This is a genomic window from Ruegeria sp. BHSA163 (assembly GCF_059613365.1).
In genome coordinates, this window is record NZ_JBXWSJ010000041.1 from 1 (window position 1) to 19,765 (window position 19,765).

The 19,765-nt window shown below is 54.5% G+C and carries 15 protein-coding genes and 1 pseudogene; 2 read left to right on the plus strand and 14 right to left on the minus strand.

Going from position 1 to position 19,765, the window contains the following annotated elements; all coding sequences use genetic code 11:
* The 4 genes from AC2FNV_RS17160 to rpsL all read right to left on the minus strand — a co-directional run.
* A partial coding sequence (locus AC2FNV_RS17160; RefSeq protein ID WP_496773987.1) for a GTP-binding protein occupies positions 1–111 on the minus strand: 111 nt, incomplete at its 3' end.
* Between the two features lie 59 nt (positions 112–170).
* Positions 171–2,288, minus strand: a complete 2,118-nt coding sequence (gene fusA / locus AC2FNV_RS17165; protein WP_170479057.1) for an elongation factor G — start codon at positions 2,286–2,288, stop codon at positions 171–173.
* Positions 2,289–2,306: 18 nt separating this feature from the next.
* Positions 2,307–2,777: a 30S ribosomal protein S7 gene (gene rpsG, locus AC2FNV_RS17170; protein WP_010441203.1), complete on the minus strand. Its 471-nt coding sequence runs from the start codon at positions 2,775–2,777 to the stop codon at positions 2,307–2,309.
* Between the two features lie 15 nt (positions 2,778–2,792).
* Positions 2,793–3,164, minus strand: a complete 372-nt coding sequence (gene rpsL / locus AC2FNV_RS17175) for a 30S ribosomal protein S12 (protein ID WP_005621086.1) — start codon at positions 3,162–3,164, stop codon at positions 2,793–2,795.
* A 329-nt stretch (positions 3,165–3,493) separates the two neighbouring features.
* Here rpsL and AC2FNV_RS17180 point away from each other — a divergent pair, with 329 nt between their 5' ends.
* Both AC2FNV_RS17180 and AC2FNV_RS17185 read left to right on the plus strand, forming a co-directional pair.
* The gene (locus AC2FNV_RS17180; protein ID WP_170603372.1) at positions 3,494–3,664 is read left to right on the plus strand and encodes a glycosyltransferase; all 171 of its coding nucleotides are present in this window, start codon (positions 3,494–3,496) and stop codon (positions 3,662–3,664) included.
* A gap of 12 nt (positions 3,665–3,676) precedes the next feature.
* Entirely contained in the window at positions 3,677–3,883 is a 207-nt protein-coding gene (locus AC2FNV_RS17185) for a glycosyltransferase (RefSeq protein ID WP_367648125.1), read from the plus strand.
* On the opposite strand, the gene AC2FNV_RS17190 is transcribed toward AC2FNV_RS17185, so the two are convergent.
* From AC2FNV_RS17190 to AC2FNV_RS17235, 10 genes and pseudogenes are all read right to left on the minus strand, one after another.
* A complete protein-coding gene (locus AC2FNV_RS17190) occupies positions 3,880–4,749 on the minus strand; it encodes a DMT family transporter (RefSeq protein ID WP_170479061.1) in 870 nt (289 codons plus the stop codon). The genes AC2FNV_RS17185 and AC2FNV_RS17190 overlap by 4 nt on opposite strands.
* Positions 4,750–4,829: 80 nt before the next feature.
* Positions 4,830–5,435: pseudogene (locus tag AC2FNV_RS17195) on the minus strand (NAD(P)H-dependent oxidoreductase).
* 274 nt (positions 5,436–5,709) lie between these two features.
* Positions 5,710–9,951, minus strand: coding sequence for a DNA-directed RNA polymerase subunit beta' (rpoC, locus tag AC2FNV_RS17200; protein WP_170603364.1), 4,242 nt, complete (start codon positions 9,949–9,951; stop codon positions 5,710–5,712).
* 50 nt (positions 9,952–10,001) lie between these two features.
* On the minus strand, positions 10,002–14,138 hold the full coding sequence (gene rpoB / locus AC2FNV_RS17205; protein WP_170603362.1) for a DNA-directed RNA polymerase subunit beta: 4,137 nt from the start codon (positions 14,136–14,138) through the stop codon (positions 10,002–10,004).
* Positions 14,139–14,387: 249 nt separating this feature from the next.
* Positions 14,388–14,765, minus strand: coding sequence for a 50S ribosomal protein L7/L12 (gene rplL, locus AC2FNV_RS17210; RefSeq protein ID WP_093964343.1), 378 nt, complete (start codon positions 14,763–14,765; stop codon positions 14,388–14,390).
* Between the two features lie 80 nt (positions 14,766–14,845).
* Positions 14,846–15,364 (minus strand): 50S ribosomal protein L10, encoded by a 519-nt coding sequence (gene rplJ, locus AC2FNV_RS17215; protein ID WP_170479071.1) that lies wholly within the window; start codon positions 15,362–15,364, stop codon positions 14,846–14,848.
* 379 nt (positions 15,365–15,743) lie between these two features.
* Positions 15,744–16,916, minus strand: coding sequence for a glycosyltransferase (locus AC2FNV_RS17220; protein ID WP_170610523.1), 1,173 nt, complete (start codon positions 16,914–16,916; stop codon positions 15,744–15,746).
* Positions 16,917–17,154: 238 nt separating this feature from the next.
* Positions 17,155–17,853, minus strand: a complete 699-nt coding sequence (rplA, locus tag AC2FNV_RS17225) for a 50S ribosomal protein L1 (RefSeq protein WP_170479074.1) — start codon at positions 17,851–17,853, stop codon at positions 17,155–17,157.
* A 1-nt stretch (position 17,854) separates the two neighbouring features.
* On the minus strand, positions 17,855–18,304 hold the full coding sequence (rplK, locus tag AC2FNV_RS17230) for a 50S ribosomal protein L11 (protein WP_010440985.1): 450 nt from the start codon (positions 18,302–18,304) through the stop codon (positions 17,855–17,857).
* Positions 18,305–18,480: 176 nt separating this feature from the next.
* The gene (locus AC2FNV_RS17235) at positions 18,481–19,674 is read right to left on the minus strand and encodes a glycosyltransferase family 4 protein (RefSeq protein ID WP_170603360.1); all 1,194 of its coding nucleotides are present in this window, start codon (positions 19,672–19,674) and stop codon (positions 18,481–18,483) included.
* Positions 19,675–19,765: the final 91 nt, after the last annotated feature.

The following is a 19,765-nucleotide window of genomic DNA, read 5'->3' on the forward strand; positions in this document are numbered from 1 at the left end:
ACCAAAATACTTCGTGATCGCTGCCGTCAGCGTCGTCTTGCCGTGGTCAACGTGACCAACCGTGCCAATGTTGACATGCGGTTTCGTACGCTCAAACTTTTCCTTTGCCATGATGGCCTCCTTTTTCGGTAATGAAGGGAGCCCGCGGCGCGAGCTCCCTCAAATTTTCGCTATGCGTATTTCGCCTGAATCTCGTCCGAGATGTTCTGCGGAACAGGATCATAGTGGTCGAACTGCATGGTGAACTGGGCACGGCCCGAAGACATCGAACGCAAAGTGTTGATGTAGCCGAACATGTTGGCCAGCGGAACAAAAGCATCAATAGCGATGGCATTCCCGCGGGGCTCTTGACCAGATACCTGTCCCCGACGCGATGTCAGATCACCAATGATGCCACCGGTATATTCTTCCGGGGTAATCACTTCGACCTTCATGATCGGTTCCAACAATTTCGCGCCGGCTTTGCGCATACCTTCACGCATGCACATACGGCCCGCAATCTCGAACGCCAGAACACTTGAGTCAACGTCGTGGAACTTACCGTCCAAAAGCGCAACTTTGAAGTCGATAACAGGGAAGCCGGCCAACGGGCCGCTGTCCATAACCGACTGGATGCCTTTTTCGACGCCCGGGATGTATTCCTTCGGAACAGCACCGCCGACGATACGGCTTTCGAACGAGTACCCTTCGCCTGGCTCCGTCGGCTGGATCTCCAGCTTGACTTCCGCGAACTGACCCGAACCACCCGACTGTTTCTTGTGGGTATAGGTGTGTTCAACCGGCATCGAGATGGTTTCACGATAGGCCACCTGTGGTGCACCAATGTTCGCTTCAACCTTGAACTCGCGCTTGAGACGGTCAACCAGGATGTCCAGGTGAAGTTCGCCCATACCCTTCATGATGGTCTGACCCGATTCCAGGTCGGTTTCCACACGGAAGGACGGATCTTCGGCGGCCAGACGGGCCAGACCCTGAGACATCTTTTCCTGGTCGCCCTTGGTTTTGGGTTCGACCGCAATCTCGATCACCGGATCGGGGAAGGTCATGGTTTCCAGAACCACCGGATCCTTGGCGTCGCACAAAGTATCACCGGTGGTAGTGTCTTTCAGACCTGCCAATGCGATGATATCGCCTGCAAACGCTTCCTCGATCTCTTCCCGGTTGTTGGAGTGCATCATCATCATACGGCCGATGCGCTCTTTCTTACCTTTGGTCGAGTTCAGGATTGAGTCGCCTTTGTTCATGACACCCGAATAGATGCGGGTGAATGTCAGCGAACCGACAAACGGGTCGTTCATGATTTTGAACGCCAGACCTGAGAAAGCCATGTTGTCGTCGGCGCGACGTGCGATGTCACGAACTTCGTCCTCGTCGCCAGGCTTGAAGCCCATGTAATCGACAACGTCCAGCGGGCTGGGCAGATAGTCGATAACAGCGTTAAGCAGCGGCTGAACACCTTTGTTCTTGAACGCCGAGCCGCCCAATACAGGAACAAATGCAATTTCCAGCGTACCTTTGCGCAGTAGCGCGCGCAGTGTCGGAATATCCGGCTCATTGCCTTCCAGATACTCCATCATCGCGTCGTCATCCATTTCGACGGCCGCTTCGATCATCTTGCCACGCCATTCTTCAGCCATGTCTTTCAGGCTGTCGCGAATCGGAGCTTTGACCCAGCTTGCGCCTAGATCTTCGCCCTGCCACAGCCACTCTTCCATGGTGACCAGGTCGATCAGGCCTTCCAGCTCAGACTCGGCGCCAATCGGAATACCAACTGGAACAGCGCGCGCGCCAGTGCGGTCTTCAATCATGTTGACGCAGTTGAAGAAGTCAGCGCCGATCTTGTCCATCTTGTTGACGAAAACCATACGCGGAACTTTGTAGCGGTCAGCCTGACGCCACACGGTTTCGGTTTGTGGTTCCACACCAGCGTTTGCGTCCAGAACACAGACTGCACCGTCGAGAACCGCCAGCGAGCGTTCAACTTCGATGGTGAAGTCAACGTGGCCGGGGGTGTCGATGATGTTCAGGCGGTGCTTAGGGGTATCGGCGGTCTGACCGTCCTCGGTGCGTTCCCAAAAGGTGGTTGTCGCAGCCGAAGTGATGGTTATGCCGCGTTCCTGCTCCTGCTCCATCCAGTCCATGGTGGCTGCACCATCGTGCACCTCACCGATGTTGTGGGATTTGCCAGTGTAATACAGGATACGCTCCGAGCAGGTGGTTTTGCCTGCATCGATGTGCGCCATGATACCGAAGTTACGGTATAGTTCGAGCGGATATTCGCGTGCCATTGGTCTGAGCCTCTAGGATTACCAACGATAGTGACTGAAGGCTTTGTTCGCCTCAGCCATCTTGTGGGTGTCTTCGCGCTTCTTCACGGCTGTACCACGGGACTGTACAGCGTCCAGCAGTTCACCGGCGAGGCGTTCTTCCATCGTGTTTTCGTTACGGCCACGCGCAGCAGTGATCAGCCAGCGGATGGCCAGTGCTTCGCGGCGCTCGGGGCGCACTTCGACCGGAACCTGATAGGTTGCACCACCAACCCGGCGCGAGCGAACCTCGACCGACGGCTTGATGTTGTCGAGTGCTTCGTGGAACACTTCGACAGGAGCGCGCTTTACCTTGTTCTCAACGCGGTCAAACGCGTTGTAAACGATGCGCTCTGCGACCGACTTCTTGCCGTCGATCATCAGGTTGTTCATGAATTTTGTCAGGACCTTGTCGCCAAATTTGGCGTCAGGCAGGACTTCGCGTTTTTCGGCGGCGTGACGACGGGACATCTCGGCCTCTCCTTCTTACTTGGGACGCTTCGCGCCGTATTTCGAACGACGCTGTTTACGGTCTTTGACGCCCTGGGTATCCAGAACACCGCGCAGGATGTGGTAACGCACACCGGGAAGGTCTTTTACACGGCCGCCACGGATCAGAACAACCGAGTGTTCCTGCAGGTTGTGGCTTTCACCAGGGATGTAAGAGATGACCTCGAATCCGTTGGTCAGGCGCACCTTGGCAACTTTACGCATAGCCGAGTTCGGCTTCTTCGGTGTAGTTGTATACACACGGGTGCAAACGCCGCGTTTTTGCGGGCACTGCTCCAGATGCATAGACTTCGAGCGTTTTACTTTTGGCTGCCGCGGTTTGCGGATCAGCTGTTGAATAGTTGGCATTCCGGTTTCTTCCCCGTTTTGCAACACACATGACATGCACGCGCGTTGCGTGCGGTTAAACTTGCTGCACTTATGCGTCCACAAGCGCAAAACCCGCGAGCGTTCCCATTCCGAGGTGAACGTCGCGGTTGATTATCAGAGGGCGCGAACTGCAAAATTGTTCGGGCCTTGACCAGTTCATTACTGAAATCGGTTGCGGGGCGGCCCCCGGTTCCGAGATGACGGGCGTATAGGGGGAGTCGGCCTAAGTGTCAACAGCACCTAAGCAAGCGGTCGTTTGTAAGACAAATCATGCCGTCTGGCAGTTGCCGGGTTTACGTTGCATCGGCATGATCTCAGCATATCCCCCAGAACACGATTCAACTGAGACCCGGCTGCTCTACCTTTATAACCCTGACCGATTGAACAAGCGGTTTCGGCTGTTTGGAAGAGTTACTTTACCCAGTTTGCGCGCACAAACTATCAATGTCTTCGACCTTGTAATAGTGGGCGGTGGTTGAGAGCTGACAGTCATGAATTTTGCCCATCAAAATATGAGTCGGTTAATGCCTGTCGTTAGTTACCCCGATGGGCCTATGTGGTTACGCACCCTGAACGGTTCCAACAATTCAAAAAACGCGTGCCGGGAAAGACAGGAGTTAGAGACGCGAGCCAACAATCACCGGACCACCTTCGCAAAGCGTTTTGCCATCGATATTGGCGTTTTAGAACAGGCTTAGTCTGATGTCTGAACCGCTCTTTGCCGGAACAAAGTGAAAAGCCCCGCCCCTACCACCAATGCAGCGCCGATTAAGGTGACACTGTCTGGCCAGTCGCCAAAAACGATCCAGCCGAGGCCCAAAGCCCACAGAAGGCTTGAATATCGAAATGGGGCGATAAAACCAACTTCTCCCACGCGCATTACCATAACACTGAACAAATATCCCATAAGAACGAACACAGCAGCCGAGCCGACCATGACACCCGCCGTTCGAGAAACTGGCACCCAGCCTTCGAATGCTGAAACCCCTGCTGCAGTCAGAGTGATTACCAGAGACGTTGCAAGCGTAACTATCATCGTAGGCACTTCGGGAGACATTCTTCGGGTGACCAAATCGCGAACCGTGACGGAAGCGACCGCAAGCAAAGCATAAATGGAATATATGCTAAATCCTTCGGGACCGGGCCGCACAATAAGCAACATTCCCGCAAAACCCAGACAAATGGCTAGGATACGTCGCCAGCCAACGGTCTCACCAAAAAACACCGCAGCCCCTAACGTAACGGTCAGCGGCAGTACCTGCAGTACGGCAGTGACATTAGCCAGCGGCATATGCATCAGAGCCGTCAAGAAAAAGAAAGTAGCAAGCAATTCTGACAAACAGCGACAAGCGACAAGCCATTTGTCGTGACGCGAAAAATTTAGATGCAGGGCACCCAAATTCCGCGCCAACAGGTAGACTAGGATAGTGGCGACTGCACCTCGCATCGCTATCAACTGGAACAAAGGAAGATCCTGCCCCGCCGATTTCACAAGCGTGTCGTTTACAGTGAAAGCTGCCATGCTGCCCATCATCAGCAAAGCGCCTCTGGCGTTTGGTGTCATTTCTTAAAAGCCCGTTCACAGTCGAGTCATCGCATAGGCCCCGTCCGTGAATACAATGTCAACTCATGTCATGACCCCGCCTAATCTGTTTGGCTCACATGGCGCGGCGGCGGAAGGGTGTAGCCAATCTGATGGCTTCTCTCTAAAATTTCCTGTCGCCGTTTCTTAGAACCTGTAGCGCCACAAAGCAGTTCCAGTCTGCGAGGAGAGAAACCAAAATAGCCAAACGTCTCCTTCATCCAAACAGTTTCCAGAGCAGCCAGATACCCTTTGCGTACTATTTCGTCGGAACGCGCACCTGCCGGGACTAAAAGCAACCCGGACCGTGGCCGTTGAAGTGACAGCTCGGGGTCGTGTAGCTGATCATAGGCCCATCCCCAACTCCAAACCCGATCGACCCAGCCTTTGATCATCGAAGGCATACCCCACCAGAACAAAGGAAATACCATGCAAATCGCATCCGCTCAGGCGATCCTTGCTTGTTCCGCGACGATATCAGGCAAGGATTGTTCTTGGTTGTTCGCCTCAATCTCGGCCATGGACCAGCGTGGGTCGAAACCTTCGGCGTGCAAATCCGCCAGCTCAACCGAATGACCCGCCAAAATGGCTCCGTCCATAAAATTTCGGGCGACAGCCGCACTGAATGAAGCAGGGTTGGGGTGATCCAGAATTGTCAAAACGAGCATTGGTCGGCTCTAAGCTTTTTGTTTGTTTCACGAGCAATCGCCGGATTTCGAAAGCCGCCGGTAGCGCGTACTTTGACGAAATCAGGACAACGCAGTCCTGTCCGGTTCGCTGTGCGACACTATCAAAGCTCAAGGTACCTTCAGATTAAGAAGATTCGTTCTCTTCGTTCGATCAAAACCCTGATTGTGATGGCACCGACTAGTTTTACATAACCCAAACGTAAAAGGCCCCGCGAAACCGCAGGGCCTTTTCAGATTTTTGTTTTGCTTAGCCTTACTCGCGGCTTTCGGGCGTTTCCACCAGAACATCCAGTTCGCCACCAACCAGATCGTCGTCCATAATCGGTGCAGCAAGTGCAGCTGCGGCTTCAGCCTCCTCCCGGCGTGCCTCGATCACGACGTTATCGCGTGACTGAGCAACTTGACGCACGGCCTGGGTCGCTCCACCAGTACCTGCTGGTATCAGGCGACCAACGATGACGTTTTCCTTCAGGCCAACCAGCTTGTCTTTCTTGCCCTGAACCGAGGCCTCGGTCAGCACACGAGTGGTTTCCTGGAAGGATGCCGCCGAGATGAACGAACGCGTCTGCAGCGAGGCTTTGGTAATCCCCAAGAGGATCGGCTCGCCCTGTGCCGGACGACCACCGCGCGCGAGGGTCTTCTCGTTGGCAGCGTCGAACTCCTGCTTGTCGACATGTTCGCCTTTCAGCAGGGTGGTGTCGCCTGAATCCAGGATCTCCCACTTCTGCAGCATCTGGCGCACGATGACCTCGATGTGCTTGTCGTTGATCTTCACGCCCTGCAGACGATAGACGTCCTGCACCTCGTCGATCATGTAATCCGCCAGTGCTTCGACGCCCATGATAGACAGGATGTCGTGCGGAGCCGGGTTACCGTCCATCAGGTATTCACCCTTCTGGATAAAGTCGCCTTCCGCGACCGGGATATGTTTGCCCTTGGGCACCATATACTCGATCGTTTCCATCGACTCGTCCGCCGGCTCGATGCTAATGCGGCGCTTGTTCTTGTAGTCGCGACCAAAGCGCACGTAACCATCAGCTTCAGCGATGATCGCGTGATCTTTAGGACGGCGAGCTTCGAACAGTTCGGCCACACGCGGCAGACCACCGGTGATATCTTTGGTCTTGGCCCCCTCACGCGGGATACGCGCGACAACATCACCGGCCTCGATCTTTTGACCGTCTTCGACTGATAAGATCGCATCCACCGACATCGGATAGTGCACTGGGTTACCCGCATCGTTGCGGACCGGCTCACCATCTTCGCCGACCAGAATGATCTCAGGCTTGAGGTCGCTGCCTTTGGGGGCCGCACGCCAGTCGATCACGATCTTCTGGGTCATACCAGTCGCTTCGTCCGTTTCATCCCGGACAGCAAGGCCTGAAACAAGGTCGACGTATTTCGCGGTACCGGCTTTCTCGGCAATGATCGGCAGGGTGTACGGATCCCATTCGAACAGCTTGTCGCCACGCGCAACCTTGGCGCCTTCTTTGACGAACAGTTTAGAACCGTAACCCAGCTTGAAGCTGGCACGCTCTTCGCCATGTTCGTCGTTGATAACAACCTTCATGTTCCGGCCCATGACCAGGCTTTCGCCTGCGGCATTTACCAGAATCTGCGGGTTCTCGAACGCGATGATGCCTTCCTGGTTTGCTTCTTGGAAAGACTGCTGACCACCCTGCGCAACGCCACCGATGTGGAATGTCCGCATGGTCAGCTGCGTACCCGGTTCACCGATGGACTGGGCGGCAATGATGCCAACAGCCTCACCGGTGTTCACCATAGTACCGCGAGCCAGGTCACGGCCGTAGCAGGTGGCACAAACGCCTTCCTCGGACTCGCAGGTCAAAGGCGAACGGATACGGGTCGACTGAACGCCAGCTTCATCAATAGCGTCCGCCATACGCTCGTCGATCAACTGTCCTGCGGCCACGATCACCTCATCCGTGCCCGGACGCAGGATGTCATCTGCAGCCACACGACCCAGCACACGTTCGGCCAACGAGGCAACAACTTCACCGTCGTTAACTGCTGCTTCTGCCGTGATCGCACGCTCTGTACCACAGTCGATTTCGCGAACAATGCAGTCTTGCGCAACGTCCACCAAACGACGTGTCAGGTAACCCGAGTTCGCCGTCTTCAGAGCGGTATCCGACAGACCCTTACGGGCACCGTGGGTCGAGTTGAAGTATTCAAGAACGGTAAGACCTTCCTTGAAGTTTGAGATAATAGGCGTTTCGATGATGTCGCCGTTCGGCTTGGCCATCAAACCACGCATACCGCCCAACTGCTTCATCTGCGTAACCGAGCCACGCGCGCCTGAGTGGGCCATCATGTAGACCGAGTTCGGCTCCATATCTGCCCCGGAGTCGTCTTTAGCGACGTCCGAGATTGTGCTCATCATCGCTTCGGTGACACGGTCGTTACACTTTGACCACGCATCGACGACCTTGTTATACTTTTCGCCCTGGGTGATCAGGCCATCCATGTACTGCTGTTCAAAGTCTTTCACCTGATCGCGAGTGTCATCTACGATGCCCCACTTGTCATTGGGGATAACCATGTCGTCTTTACCGAACGAGATGCCCGCCTTGAACGCTTCTTTGAAGCCCATCGACATGATCTGGTCGCAGAAAATAACCGACTCTTTCTGACCGCAGTAACGGTAGACAGTATCAATGACTTGCTGAACTTCTTTCTTCCGCAGCAGGCGGTTGACCAGTTCGAACGGCGCCTTGTTGTTCATCGGCAGCAACGCACCCAGACGCAGACGGCCCGGAGTGGTCTCGTAACGCTTTTGAACTTCGTTACCTTCGTCGTCGATCTGCGTGATCCGCGCGGTGATTTTCGAGTGCAGATGCACCTCACCCGCGTCCAGCGCGTGCTGAACTTCCTCGATCGAACCAAAGACCTTACCTTCGCCCGGCATGCCTTCGCGTTCCAAGGTCACGTAGTACAGACCTAGGATCATATCCTGCGACGGAACGATGATCGGCGCGCCGTTTGCAGGGGACAGAACGTTGTTCGTCGACATCATCAGAACACGCGCTTCCAGCTGTGCCTCAAGGCTCAGCGGGACGTGAACCGCCATCTGGTCGCCGTCAAAGTCGGCGTTAAAGGCCGAACAGACCAGCGGGTGCAGCTGGATCGCCTTACCTTCGATCAGGACCGGCTCGAACGCCTGAATGCCAAGACGGTGCAGTGTTGGCGCACGGTTCAGCATGACAGGGTGTTCGCGGATCACCTCGTCGAGGATATCCCACACTTCGGGACGCTCTTTCTCGACCAGTTTCTTCGCCTGTTTCACAGTTGAAGACAGACCCTTGGCTTCAAGGCGCGAGTAGATAAACGGCTTGAACAGCTCCAACGCCATCTTCTTGGGCAGACCACATTGGTGCAGCTTGAGTTCCGGACCGGTCACAATGACCGAACGGCCCGAGAAGTCGACGCGCTTACCCAAAAGGTTCTGACGGAAGCGGCCTTGCTTACCTTTCAGCATGTCGCTGAGCGATTTCAGCGGACGCTTGTTCGCACCGGTGATGACGCGGCCGCGGCGACCGTTGTCAAACAGCGCGTCAACGGATTCCTGCAACATCCGCTTTTCATTGCGGACGATGATGTCAGGTGCGCGCAGCTCGATCAGACGCTTCAGACGGTTGTTCCGGTTGATGACGCGGCGATACAGATCGTTCAGATCCGACGTCGCAAAACGGCCACCATCCAGCGGAACCAGCGGACGCAGTTCCGGCGGAATGACCGGGATCACGGTCATAACCATCCACTCGGGCCGGTTGCCCGACTCGAGGAAGGATTCAACAACCTTCAGACGCTTGATGATCTTCTTGGGCTTCAGTTCGCCGGTTGCTTCGGCCAGATCAGCGCGCAGCTGCTCGGCTTCGGCTTCCAGATCGATCTGGGCCAGCATCTCACGGATAGCTTCGGCACCGATATTGGCGGTGAACGCGTCCATGCCATAGGCATCCTGCGCATCCATGTACTCTTCTTCGGTCAGCATCTGGCCATAGGTAAGGTCGGTCAGACCGGGCTCGATGACGACGTAGTTTTCAAAGTACAGAACGCGTTCCAGATCGCGCAGCGTCATGTCCAGCATCAGGCCGATGCGGGACGGCAGCGATTTCAGGAACCAGATGTGTGCAACGGGCGCGGCCAGTTCGATGTGGCCCATACGTTCGCGGCGGACTTTCTGCAGGGTGACTTCCACACCGCATTTCTCGCAGACAACGCCGCGATACTTCATCCGCTTATATTTGCCGCACAGACATTCGTAATCTTTGATTGGGCCAAAGATACGCGCGCAGAACAGACCGTCGCGTTCGGGCTTGAACGTACGGTAGTTGATGGTTTCGGGTTTCTTGATCTCGCCATAAGACCAAGACAGGATCCGCTCGGGCGACGCCAGAGAGACCTTGATCTCGTCGAAGACCTTCGGGGGCGTCAGCGGGTTGAACGGGTTGTTGGTGATTTCCTGGTTCATTTGTTACCTCAAATCTTGCGGAAGGGGGGACGGGAGAAAGGGCAGCGCCCTCACTCCTCAACCTCCGCATCCAGGAGTTCCATATTCAGGCCGAGGCCACGGACTTCTTTCACCAGAACGTTGAACGATTCCGGTACGCCCGCTTCAAAGTTATCCTCGCCTTTGACGATCGACTCATAGACCTTGGTCCGGCCTGCAACGTCATCCGATTTAACGGTCAACATTTCTTGCAGGGTGTAGGCGGCGCCGTAAGCTTCCAGAGCCCAGACCTCCATCTCACCAAAGCGCTGTCCACCGAACTGCGCCTTACCACCCAGCGGCTGCTGGGTCACCAGGCTGTACGGCCCGGTCGAACGCGCGTGGATCTTGTCGTCCACCAAGTGGTGCAGTTTCAGAAGGTATTTGATGCCTACGGTGACCGGCCTTGCAAATTGCTCACCGGTGCGACCGTCGAACAATATCGACTGACCACTTTCCGAGAAACCAGCGCGGACCAGAGCGTCGTTAACGTCTGCTTCCTTGGCGCCGTCAAAGACCGGGGTCGCAATCGGAACACCGCGGGTTACGTTGCCAGCGGCCTCGACCAGATCTTCCTCGTCCAGACCGGTGATGCCTTCGTCATAGACATCCTCGCCGTAAGCCAGCTTCATCGCTTCGCGAACGGGGGTCAGGTCGCCGGAGCGGCGGTATTCACCCAAGGCATCGTCGATGTTCAGGCCAAGACCACGCGCAGCCCAACCCATATGGGTTTCCAGGATTTGGCCAACGTTCATCCGCGAAGGCACACCTAGCGGGTTCAGACAGAAGTCGACCGGGGTACCATCGGCTAGGAACGGCATGTCTTCCATCGGAACAACCTTGGAGATCACACCTTTGTTCCCGTGACGACCGGCCATCTTGTCGCCCGGTTGCAGCTTACGCTTCACCGCGATGAAGACTTTGACCATCTTCATCACACCTGGCGGCAAGTCGTCGCCACGGCGAACCTTTTCGACCTTGTCCTCAAAACGGGCGTCCAGAGCACGTTTCTGCACTTCGTACTGCTCGTTCAGAGCTTCTACGACCTGCGCATCCTTCTCGTCTTCCAGTGCCAACTGCCACCACTGTCCTCGGGTCAGCATTTCCAGCAGGTCCTCGGTGATTACCGAAGTCGGCTTAACGCCTTTCGGGCCTTTTACAGCGGTTTTGCCAAGGATCAGACCTTTCAAACGGGCATAGATATTGCGATCAAGGATCGCCAGCTCGTCGTCCCTGTCACGGGCGAGACGTTCGACTTCCTCACGCTCGATCTGCAGTGCACGCTCGTCTTTCTCGACGCCATGACGGTTGAAAACGCGGACTTCCACCACAGTGCCATAATCGCCAGGCTTCACGCGCAGCGAGGTATCGCGGACGTCAGATGCCTTTTCACCAAATATGGCGCGCAAAAGCTTTTCTTCCGGGGTCATCGGGCTTTCGCCCTTCGGAGTGATCTTGCCGACCAGAATATCGCCCGGCTCAACATCCGCACCGATGTAAACGATGCCAGCCTCGTCGAGGTTACGCAGCGCTTCTTCACCAACGTTCGGAATGTCGCGAGTGATCTCTTCAGGGCCCAGTTTCGTGTCCCGAGCAGCAACTTCGAATTCCTCGATATGTACCGACGTAAAGACGTCGTCACGCGCGATACGTTCGGAAATCAGTATCGAGTCTTCATAATTGTAACCGTTCCACGGCATGAACGCGACGACCACGTTCTTGCCAAGGGCCAGTTCACCCATATCGGTCGATGGACCATCGGCGATGACCTCGCCCTTTTGGACGGTGTCACCTACCTTTATCAGCGGACGCTGGTTAATGCAGGTGTTCTGGTTCGAGCGCTGGAACTTACGCAAGCGATAGATGTCAACGCCCGCGTCACCCAATTCCAAATCCTCGGTGGCACGGATAACGATACGCTGGGCATCGACCTGGTCGATGATACCGGCGCGTTTCGCCTGAATCGCAGCGCCCGAGTCGATCGCAACCTTACCTTCGATCCCGGTACCGACCAGCGGCGCCTCAGCCCGTAACAAGGGAACTGCCTGACGTTGCATGTTCGAACCCATCAGAGCACGGTTGGCGTCATCGTTTTCAAGGAACGGGATCAGCGATGCAGCGACTGATACCAACTGCTTCGGTGACACGTCGATCAGGTCCACATTCTCACGCGGGGCAAGAGTGTAGTCACCGGCCTGACGGGTCGACACCAGATCGTTGATGAACTTGCCATCAGCATCCAGCGTTGCGTTCGCCTGCGCCACCGTGTGGCGCATTTCCTCGGTCGCGGACATGTAGTGAACCTCATCGGTCACCTCGGCATCTTTAACGACACGATAAGGTGTTTCGATGAAGCCATACTTGTTCACGCGGGCAAATGTAGCCAGCGAGTTGATCAAACCGATGTTCGGACCTTCCGGCGTTTCAATCGGGCACATCCGGCCATAGTGAGTCGGGTGCACGTCGCGCACCTCGAAACCAGCGCGCTCACGTGTCAGGCCACCGGGGCCAAGCGCCGACAAGCGGCGTTTGTGGGTGACTTCCGACAGCGGGTTGGTCTGATCCATGAACTGCGACAACTGCGACGACCCGAAGAATTCGCGAACAGCGGCAGCAGCTGGCTTCGCGTTGATCAGGTCTTGCGGCATCACGGTGTCGATCTCGACCGAAGACATACGCTCTTTGATCGCACGTTCCATGCGTAGCAGACCAACACGGTACTGGTTCTCCATAAGTTCGCCGACCGAACGAACGCGACGGTTACCCAGATGGTCGATATCGTCCACATCGCCCTTGCCGTCACGAAGCTCAACCAGAGCTTTGATACAGGCCACAATGTCTTCGCGGTCCAGTGTTCTCTGCGTGTCCGGCTTATCGAGCGCCAGGCGCATGTTCATTTTCACACGACCAACGGCCGACAGATCATAACGCTCGCTGTCGAAAAACAGAGTATCAAACAGTGCCGAAGCCGCTTCGACGGTGGGCGGCTCACCCGGACGCATGACACGATAAATATCCATGAGCGCGCTCTCGCGGTTCATGTTTTTGTCCTGGGCCATAGTGTTGCGCATGTAGGGGCCGACATTGACGTTGTCGATGTCCAGAACCGGAATATCGGTGATGCCGGCGTCGATCAGGTCCTTCGCCGTTCCTCCGATCAGTTCGCCATCTTTATCGTATTCCAGTGTCAGCTCGTCACCGGCTTCAACATAGATAGCACCGGTTTCTTCGTTGATAATGTCCTTGGCGACGAATTTGCCAACGATATGATCAAACGGAACGAGGAGTTCTGTAACACTGCCCTCGTCTATCAACTTTTTGACGGCGCGCGGAGTAACTTTCTTGCCCGCTTCGGCGATCACTTCGCCAGATTTGGCATCAACCAAATCATAGGATGGGCGGGTGCCTCGCACACGTTCGGGGAAGAAGGGTGCAACCCACCCCTTCTTTTTGTCCAGCTTGTACGAGACCGTCTCGTAATACGCATCCATGATCGCTTCCTGATCCAGTCCCAATGCGTACAGCAGTGTTGTGACAGGCAGCTTGCGGCGACGGTCGATACGGGCGAACACGATGTCCTTGGCGTCGAACTCAAAGTCCAGCCAACTGCCGCGATACGGGATGATGCGGCATGCAAACAACAATTTACCCGAAGAGTGAGTTTTTCCCTTGTCATGGTCGAAGAACACACCCGGCGAACGATGCATCTGCGACACGATAACGCGTTCGGTACCGTTCACGATGAACGTCCCGTTTGGCGTCATCAAAGGCATGTCACCCATGAACACGTCCTGTTCCTTGATGTCCTTCACAGATTTGGCGCCAGTATCCTCGTCGACATCGAACACGATTAGTCGCAGGGTGACTTTGAGCGGCGCGCTGTAAGTCATGTCGCGCTGCATGCACTCTTCGACATCGTATTTGGGTTTTTCCAGATCGTATTTCACGAACTCCAAAACAGAGGTTTCGTTGAAGTCTTTGATCGGGAAAACCGACTGGAAAACACCTTTGATTCCTTCGCCATCAGTGGGCTGTTCGGCATCGCCGGATCTAAGGAATAGGTCATAAGAAGATTTCTGGACCTCAATGAGGTTTGGCATTTCCAAAACTTCGCGGATTTTGCCGTAATATTTACGAAGACGTTTCTGGCCAAGGAACGTTTGAGCCATGTCAGATGTCACCTTTCGATGTTCTCAGCGGGCAAAGACACCGTCGGGCCCCGGCGCCTTGCACATTCGAGACGACACGTCCGGATCAATTCATGGCCACCGTCCCGAGTGGCGGCCTCCCGATCCGCGAACCGTATCTTAGAAAACTCCTCAGAGATTGAGGCCCTTTCTAAGACAGGTTCGGCTGGACCCGAATTTCTTCGAGCCCAGCCAAATTTCGACGCATCATTAATGCGCCAATGGACTGACTTAGGCCAGTTCGACCTCGGCGCCAGCTGCTTCCAGCTTGCCTTTGATCTCTTCTGCTTCTGCCTTGTCCACGCCTTCTTTGATCTTGCCGCCAGCTTCGACCAGTTCTTTGGCTTCTTTCAGGCCCAGGCCTGTGATGCCGCGAACTTCTTTGATGACATTGATTTTCGAAGCGCCAGCGTTCTTCAGAACGACGTCGAATTCGGTCTTTTCTTCCTCGGCTGCACCGCCGGCATCGCCAGCTGCGCCTGCGACCATTACAGCGCCGCCAGCTGCGGGCTCAATGCCGTACTCGTCCTTGAGGATTGTTTTCAGTTCTTGTGCTTCCAGCAGGGTCAGACCAACGATCTCTTCTGCCAGTTTCTTCAGATCAGCCATTGTATCAGCTCTTTCCGTTTACAATCATGTGTTCCAACGTCTGGGTATTCACCCTACGCAGATCATTCAGTGCCAACCGCTTACGCAGCTTCCGCCTTCTCTTCGATGGTGGAAAGGATGCTTGCGATATTGCTTGCAGGTGCGCCAATCGCGCCGGCAATGTTCGAGGCAGGTGCGCCAATGCAGCCAACGATCGAAGCAATAAGCTCTTCACGAGACGGCATTTTCGAAACTGCTGTAACACCAGCACGGTCCAGAGCGTTCTCGCCCATTGCACCGCCAAGGATTTCGAACTTCTGGTTCTCCTTGGCGTAGTCCTCGGCCACCTTGGCTGCTGCCACCGGGTCCTCGGAATAGGTCAGAACGGTCATCCCTGTCAGCAGATCGGCCATGCTTTCACAAGGCTTACCCTCAAGGGCGATTTTGGCGAGCCTGTTCTTGGCAACACGCACAGAACCACCCGCTTCACGAGCACGCGCGCGAAGGTCCTGCATCTCAGCAACTGTCAGACCGGCGTAGTGCGAAACCACTACGACGCCAGAGCTTTCAAAGATCTGGCCGAGTTCCTCGACCACTTTCTCTTTCTGGGCTCTATCCACAGTTCTCTCCAAGTTAGGGGCGATATTTCACCCCGGCTCATATTTGCCAAAGCCAAAGCTCCGGCGTTCAGGTCCGTTGTTACGGGATTAGCCAAAATGCGCCCAAGGGTCAGGACCCTCAGAAATCTTTGGTCTTACCCGTCTCAGGCAGGAAATTAAGGGACCGGTCGGGCCCACCCACCGTCTTGGACGAAACGAAATAAAGCGCACGACGAATCGCACGCTTTATTCCGCAGCTCTACTTAGGCCACTTAGGCGAGGTTTCCAAGGGGTAAATTCGGGCTTTCTGCGGGTAGAAAGAACGACGCTTTGTATCCGTCGCTGTTTGCCCAACCCAGTGCCAAGAAATCTAAAACTCAATTTTCTTTGCAGCAGGCAATCAATTGGTATCGCTGCGGGCTAAGTCTTCAAGATGTTGCATCCGGGCCCGGCTCAGCGCTTCAAAACTGTTCTGCTTGGAAAATGCTGCCGCAAGCTCGCATCTGTGCGCAATATCTGATCTGGACTTTTCAATTTGAGCGATGACTGCAGCCAGCTTTTTTACCTGACCTATCGGTGAGACCCATCCGGCCCGAGAGTCCTTTTGCAGGTCCGACCACATTTCATTTCCATAGCCGACCACCGAAAGCCCACATCCCATGTTCTCGATATACGTGCATGACGGGTCTGATTGCCGGTGACAGCATACATAGATGTCACAATTTGATCTGAGATACGGAACCAACTCTGAACTAAAGTCCAATGGTTCCAGGCGTTGAACATTTTCTGAAAGATTATTTTGCGCGATGTCATTGTCGATTTGACCCTCCAAGCTGCCAGTGCCGAAGATCTTCAACATGAAAGGTACGCCCAATGACCGTAGTTCCAACGCCAGTGGAACTAAGTCGTGGGCACCCTTCATCTTTTCCAATCGCCCCGTGTAGACCAATTGCAAGGGGTCACCTGCCAACAACCTGTTGCGCCTATGTTGCATTTCCTCGGGTGTCGCATAAAGGTCTGCGGTCATACGATTGTCGAGGAACAAAAGTGTGTTCGGATCGAACTTCTTGCATACTTCAAAAGCTGGATACCCGTTCGCCTGAATGGCATCCATTTTCCCAAGGAATTTTCGCCTCCGAAACTCCTGCAGCACCAGTTTTGCCGCGGTATATATCCTTCGAATAGCGTTGCGGTCTTGGTCGAGAAAAGCAATCCGCAGTCGCGTATTGAGGTTATACTCCAGTGTCGTTGCTACTTTGGCTCCGACAGAGCGGGCTAGATCAGGAACACTAAAATTTCTCTTGTCATCAGCGCTGCAGAAAATCAAATCATAGCCGCTCAAATGTTCCGGTCTTACCTCTTCGTGCTCAGATATGAGGTGCAGTTGGAAACCCGCTGTTTCTGGTTGATACGGACGCGCCCCGAACGGGATTTCTGTCGCGCCTTCTCTCATTAGGCAATCAAATGAACCGGGCCACATACTGCTTTGAAGCTTCATGCCTTCCAGAAACTTCGAATCCAGTTCATAGCCCTGACTTGTCTCAACCACGGGCGCCGGCGTAAGCATCAGCATTCGAAGTTCCGGCATAATTGCGAACCTAACACCCATTTGTGAAAACGGACATTGCCCTGACCAATCACGTCTTAACTATCTCAAACATTTTTTTCGACTGAGAAAAAGGTTCAGGGTACGTCTATCTTCACAGTTAAAAACACACTAGACGAGGGTAACTTTCGATAAATTTTATGCAAGAAAAATCCCGGTTGGCTTTCACCATCCGGGACCAAAACTCAAATTTTATGCGCAGAGCTTATTCGCCCGACGCGGCTGCCACATCCAGTGTCACGCCAGGGCCCATTGTCGAGCTAAGCGCGATTTTCTTCATATATGTGCCTTTGGCTCCCGACGGCTTGGCCTTCGCAACAGCCGAGATAAAGGCGCGGACGTTTTCAACCAGCTTGGCTTCGTCGAACGACGCTTTGCCAACGCCAGCGTGCACAACGCCGCCTTTTTCCGCCTTGAATTGAACTTCGCCGCCTTTAGCCGCCTCTACAGCCGCTTTTACGTCCATGGTCACAGTGCCAACTTTGGGGTTCGGCATAAGGTTACGTGGACCCAAGACTTTACCCAAACGGCCAACGATTGGCATCATGTCAGGGGTTGCAATGCAGCGGTCAAATTCAATGGTGCCGCCCTGAATGGTCTCCATCAGATCCTCTGCACCCACGATATCTGCGCCAGCTTCCTTTGCTTCGTCGGCTTTGGGTCCACGTGCAAATACAGCGACGCGCATTGCCTTACCGGTCCCGTTAGGCAGGCCAACAACGCCACGAACCATTTGATCCGCGTGACGCGTGTCGACACCCAGGTTCAGCGCTATCTCGATGGTTTCGTCGAACTTAGAAGTCGCGTTACCCTTGACCAGTGAAACAGCTTCTTCAACCGACAGGTTTTCCTTGCCGGCGATAGCTTCGCGCGCTGCGCGCGTACGTTTGCCAAGTTTTGCCATCTTACTTCACCTCTATGCCCATAGAGCGGGCCGAGCCCAGGATGATCTGCATTGCGCCTTCGACGTCATTGGCATTCAGATCTTTCATTTTGGCTTCTGCGATTTCGCGTACCTGCTTAGAGGTAACTGTCGCCACCGTTTCGCGACCTGGGTTTTCTGCACCGCGTGGGCGATTGCGCTTACCCACCGGCTTCAGTCCAGCCGCTTTTTTCAGGTAGTAAGACGCGGGCGGCGTCTTGATGTCCATGGTGAAGGACTTGTCCTGATAGTAGGTAATCACAGTCGGGCAAGGTGCACCCGGCTCCATATCAGCGGTCTTGGCATTGAACGCCTTACAGAATTCCATAATGTTGATACCGCGCTGACCCAACGCCGGACCAACTGGTGGCGATGGGTTCGCCTGACCTGCAGGAACCTGCAGCTTCATTGTACCAGCAAGCTTCTTAGCCATCTGGTTTCTCCTTTTCCAACACCCCGCAAACGCGTCTTTGGGGTTTTAAGTTGTGTGGTCCGGTTTGCACATCGCGTTGCGCGCGCCTCCCACGCTTTATTATCCGCTTATCGATTGGATTCGCGAACGACGATGCGGGTTATATCGAAACTTCTCTGATATCAAGCCTTGTCTTCTCAATCAGTGTTCAGAAGACCTTCGTAAGCAGACATCCAAGACGAAGCGACAGTCGGCCAAGCGTAGTCCCGCAAAGCGCGAGAGCGTGCCTTCTGAGAAATTTTTTGCGCGAAACTAGCGTCAGAGGAGAGTTGATCCATCGCGCGTGCGACGCCGCGGACCACAGTATCCGGGTCACTTGCCTCAACAAATATAGCCTCTTCATCCGTAGCCAACTGTACCGGCCCACCCCATCGAAGTGTGACAACCGGCAATCCAAGACCCATCGCCTCTTGCATAACAATACCGTTCGCTTCTGCCAGAGTTGGAAAAATAAACCCGCGAAATCGAGACATGTCCTTCACATAACTGGAATGATCCAACCAGCCGGGAAAAGTCACGCGATCTGCGATTCCCAGGCTTTCAGCCAGTTCCACCAATTTGGCGCCTTCGGAACCTTCACCGTAAATCGTCAATTTGACAGGCTGTTCGGACACGGCAACAGCTCGAATTGCAAGGTCCGCTCCCTTGTAGTTCACCATCCGTCCGATCCAGACAAACTCGCCATTCCAACCTTCATGAGTAATTGGCGGCGCGGACAATATTTCTTCCGAGATCCCGGCATCTGCGACTGAGATCATTTTCCCCCGATCGCAACCTGCCCATCCAAGAGCTCTGCGGGTACGTTCGCCTCCCGATACCAGCAGTTTATCGGCCTTCTTCATTATTCCCAACGTCGACCCTAAAAAGTTCTGGATTGGTTTGTAAAAACGTTGCTGAACACGCTTTCCTTTACTCTGACGATCACTGAACCCGGAGGGAAAGAAAATGTTACCCGAGAGCGGCCCGACAACGTGACGATACCCCGCGGGCGGAAAACGTTGCGTCGTAGGTGAGATCGGGCAGAGGTAATGCAAAATCGTTATGGTTGGGTCGAAATCTCGGCAAATCTTCTTGATTTCAAGATGAAACAGGGTGTCGACTAAAGAGCCCAAAATTCGACTGCGCCAGCACAGAACCATTAATGCAGAATCCCGGACGAAAATCACTCGGTCATCAGCAAAGTGTCCCTCAAGCGAGGCTTTACATCTTTCATGTGTCAGAAGATATGCGTCGTAGTCGTTTTCAAGAAGGAACCGAAAGAACTGAAAGGCTTTTATCGCCTCTCCTCCCATATCCGTTCCAGCATTGGTCGAAATCACCACAATTTTCATAAAAACCGCGCGGGTACACTAAATACTCCGCGCAGCTTATGTCCCGGGTCGCGCTTTGCCAAGCGCGATCACTCCCGGCGAACAAACAAAC

What these genes read in the sequence shown, in the direction of transcription:
- AC2FNV_RS17220 (WP_170610523.1), bottom strand. Translation starts at nt 16,916, where the DNA reads ATGCTGATGCTTACGCCGGCGCCCGTGGTTGAGACAAGTCAGGGCTAT.
- AC2FNV_RS17185 (WP_367648125.1), top strand. Translation starts at nt 3,677, where the DNA reads ATGAATTTTGCCCATCAAAATATGAGTCGGTTAATGCCTGTCGTTAGT.
- AC2FNV_RS17180 (WP_170603372.1), top strand. Translation starts at nt 3,494, where the DNA reads ATGATCTCAGCATATCCCCCAGAACACGATTCAACTGAGACCCGGCTG.
- rpsG (WP_010441203.1), bottom strand. Translation starts at nt 2,777, where the DNA reads ATGTCCCGTCGTCACGCCGCCGAAAAACGCGAAGTCCTGCCTGACGCC.
- rpoB (WP_170603362.1), bottom strand. Translation starts at nt 14,138, where the DNA reads ATGGCTCAAACGTTCCTTGGCCAGAAACGTCTTCGTAAATATTACGGC.
- rplL (WP_093964343.1), bottom strand. Translation starts at nt 14,765, where the DNA reads ATGGCTGATCTGAAGAAACTGGCAGAAGAGATCGTTGGTCTGACCCTG.
- rplK (WP_010440985.1), bottom strand. Translation starts at nt 18,304, where the DNA reads ATGGCTAAGAAGCTTGCTGGTACAATGAAGCTGCAGGTTCCTGCAGGT.
- rpsL (WP_005621086.1), bottom strand. Translation starts at nt 3,164, where the DNA reads ATGCCAACTATTCAACAGCTGATCCGCAAACCGCGGCAGCCAAAAGTA.
- AC2FNV_RS17235 (WP_170603360.1), bottom strand. Translation starts at nt 19,674, where the DNA reads ATGAAAATTGTGGTGATTTCGACCAATGCTGGAACGGATATGGGAGGA.
- fusA (WP_170479057.1), bottom strand. Translation starts at nt 2,288, where the DNA reads ATGGCACGCGAATATCCGCTCGAACTATACCGTAACTTCGGTATCATG.
- AC2FNV_RS17190 (WP_170479061.1), bottom strand. Translation starts at nt 4,749, where the DNA reads ATGACACCAAACGCCAGAGGCGCTTTGCTGATGATGGGCAGCATGGCA.
- rpoC (WP_170603364.1), bottom strand. Translation starts at nt 9,951, where the DNA reads ATGAACCAGGAAATCACCAACAACCCGTTCAACCCGCTGACGCCCCCG.
- rplA (WP_170479074.1), bottom strand. Translation starts at nt 17,853, where the DNA reads ATGGCAAAACTTGGCAAACGTACGCGCGCAGCGCGCGAAGCTATCGCC.